Genomic DNA, 2,654 nt, shown 5'->3' with positions numbered 1-2,654 from the left:
ATCCGCGGTCCCGCCGCCCGGGCTGCCCCCCCGCGTCTGCGTCTTCGGCATCCCGGGAGGAGGCGACGCCTCCTCCCCGACGGCGTGCTACGCCCGGGGGGCGTTGGCGAGTATCCGTTGGGCGTTGTTGTCGGTTTGGGAATAGTCGTCGGGGGTAAGCCCGGCGCCCATGGCGATTTTTTTGCGCAGTTCCAGGGCCACGAAGTCGCCGGGTTCGTGGGCGTCGTTATTGATGACCAGTTTGGCGTCGTGGGCCTTGGCCAGGGCGGCGACGAGGCCGTTGGTGAGGCTATGGCCTTTGCGGGTGGTGATTTCCAGGGCCACGTCATTTTCGGCGGCCAGGGCGGCCTCCTGGGGGGTGAGGATGCCGGGGTGGGCCAGGATGTCGGCGCGGCCTTCGATGGCGGCCAGGTTGGTTCCTTTGAGCACGGGTTCGACGATGGTTTCGCCGTGGACGACAATGATTTGCGCGCCGAGTTGCCGGGCGGTGTGGATGAGGCTCGGGATGAGCGGCGGCGGCACGTGGGTGATCTCCACGCCGGCCAGGACGTCGATGCCCAGGTAGGGTCCGGCCTCGCGCACGAAGCGCAGCAGGTTGTCCAGGATGAGCCGGATGTTGGAGTGATCGGCGTGGTCGGTGATGGCCACGGCGCGGTATCCGGCCTTGGCGGCGCGGCGGGCCAGTTCGGCGGGGATGAGGCAGCCGTCGCTGAACGTGGTGTGGGTATGCAGGTCGATCATGGTGTCCGGCTACATCTTGTATTTGGTTTCGTCGTTGGTGAATTTTTCAAGGATCTCCGTCCATTTGTCCGCATCTTCGGCCCCGAAGGCCACCACGGAGCCGGTCGTTTTTCCCTCGGCGGCCATCTGTTCGAAGACGCCATGGGCCACCAGGATGGAGACTTCGGCGCGCAGGGCCAGAGCGATGGCGTCGGAGGGGCGGCTGTCGATGCGTTTGCGTTCGCCGCGCACATCCACTTCGATTTCGGCGTAGTAGGTGCCTTCGCTAAGCGAGGTGATCGAGACCGAGGCCACGCTGCCGCCCAGGTCGTGGATGGTGTTGAGGAGCAGGTCATGGGTCATGGGCCTGGGCAGTTTGACTTCGTTTAAGGCCAGGGAGATGGCCATGGCCTCCATGGCCCCGATCCAGATGGGCAGGACGGTTTTTTCCTCGCGGTCCTTGAGGATGAGCACGGGAACCTGGGAGTCTTCATCCAGGGCCAGGCCGAAAACCTTCATTTCTATCATGGCCTCATACCGCCTTTCCCCGGAGGGAGTGCTTTTTGGCTTCAAGGATATCCACCGTGACGAACGTGCCGGTAGGATCGCCTGGGCCTGCATATTCGAAATCGACCACGCGGTTGCCTGGTTCACGGCCGCGCCAGGAGGGACGGCCGGGTTTGGGTTTGCGGCTTGCGCCCTCCACCAGGACCTTGGTGCGCGTTCCCACCCGGGCGGCCAGGGCCGCCGTATGGAGGTCGTCCAGGAGAACCTGGAGCCGGGCCAGACGCTCGGCCTTGATCTCCATTGGGATTTTGGGATCAAAGCGTGTCGCCGCCACCCCGGGACGATCATTGTACATGAAGGAAAAGCCGCTTTCAAACCCCACCGTACGGACCATGTCCATGGTCTGCTGGAAATCTTCCTCGGTTTCGCCCGGGAATCCCACGATGATGTCCGTGGACAGGCTGATGTCCGGGCGGGATTTTTTCAGGTCTTCGACCAGCCGGAGGTATCTGGCGGTGTCGTATTTGCGGCCCATGCGCCGAAGCACCGCGTCGGAGCCGGATTGCAGCGGCAGATGCAGGCTGGGACACAAGGCGGGCAGTTCGGCGAAGGCGGCGATGACCTCGGGGGACAGATCCTTGGGGTGGGAGGTGGTGAAGCGCAGGCGGGCGATGCCGTCCACGGCGGCCACCCGGTGCAGGAGCGAGGCGAAGGAGGCGCCGTCGCCCGAGGCGTCCAGGCCGTAGCTGTTGACGTTTTGCCCAAGCAGGGTGATCTCGCGCGCCCCCCGGGCGGCCAGTTCGCGGCATTCGGCCACAACGGCGGCGCTATGGCGGGATTTTTGCCGTCCCCGGACGAAGGGCACGATACAGTAGGCGCAGAAGTTGTCGCAGCCCTGCATGATGGTGACGAAGGCCTGGGCCGGGACGGTTTCTTCGGGCCAGGCCGCCTGGCGTTCGGGGTAGGTGTCGGTGAAGTCGAGAAGCGAGATGCGCAGGCCCGGTTCCGTGATCAGGCGCAGGATGGCCTGGGGTGCTGCGGCCAGGCCGTCGGCGCCGAAGACCAGTCGCACCAGGGGGAAGCGTCGCCAGAGCTTCGTGCCGATCTGCTGGGCCACGCAGCCGCCCACGGCGATGAACAGATAGGGCTTTTCGAGGGCGTATTCGGCCAGTCGACCCAGGATGCTGTAGACTTTGAGTTCGGGTTTTTCCCGGACGCTGCAGGTGTTGATGATAATGAGGTCGGCCTCGTCTTCGGGGGCCGGGGTGAGCCCCTTCGCCACGAGGGAGCGGCTGAGCCAGTCGGAGTCGCCGACGTTCATCTGGCAGCCGAAGGTGATGACATGGAATTTCATGGTTCGGGAGTATACTGCCTGTTTGGCCGGGGGTAAAGGCGCGGGCAGGGTTTGACCGGGCGCGGGGGGAGGG

At 64.9% G+C, this 2,654-nt stretch carries 3 protein-coding genes; all 3 read right to left on the bottom strand.

Annotation, left to right across the window (positions count from 1 at the left end):
- Positions 1-87 precede the first annotated feature (87 nt).
- The 3 genes from V3572_RS13250 to miaB are packed head-to-tail and all read right to left on the bottom strand — an operon-like array spanning position 88 to position 2,581.
- Complete coding sequence (locus V3572_RS13250) at positions 88-741, bottom strand: histidinol phosphate phosphatase domain-containing protein (protein WP_332111490.1); 654 nt, start codon at positions 739-741, stop codon at positions 88-90.
- 9 nt (positions 742-750) lie between these two features.
- Positions 751-1,248: a bifunctional nuclease family protein gene (locus V3572_RS13245; RefSeq protein ID WP_332111489.1), complete on the bottom strand. Its 498-nt coding sequence runs from the start codon at positions 1,246-1,248 to the stop codon at positions 751-753.
- A 4-nt stretch (positions 1,249-1,252) separates the two neighbouring features.
- The gene (gene miaB, locus V3572_RS13240; RefSeq protein WP_332111488.1) at positions 1,253-2,581 is read right to left on the bottom strand and encodes a tRNA (N6-isopentenyl adenosine(37)-C2)-methylthiotransferase MiaB; all 1,329 of its coding nucleotides are present in this window, start codon (positions 2,579-2,581) and stop codon (positions 1,253-1,255) included.
- Positions 2,582-2,654 lie beyond the last annotated feature (73 nt).

The sequence above is a fragment of the Desulfolutivibrio sp. genome, assembly GCF_036584575.1.
In the GTDB taxonomy this organism is placed as follows: Bacteria; Desulfobacterota; Desulfovibrionia; order Desulfovibrionales; family Desulfovibrionaceae; genus Desulfolutivibrio.
The sequence above is the reverse complement of the archived record's forward strand: the minus strand, read 5'-3'. Positions and strand labels throughout refer to the sequence as shown.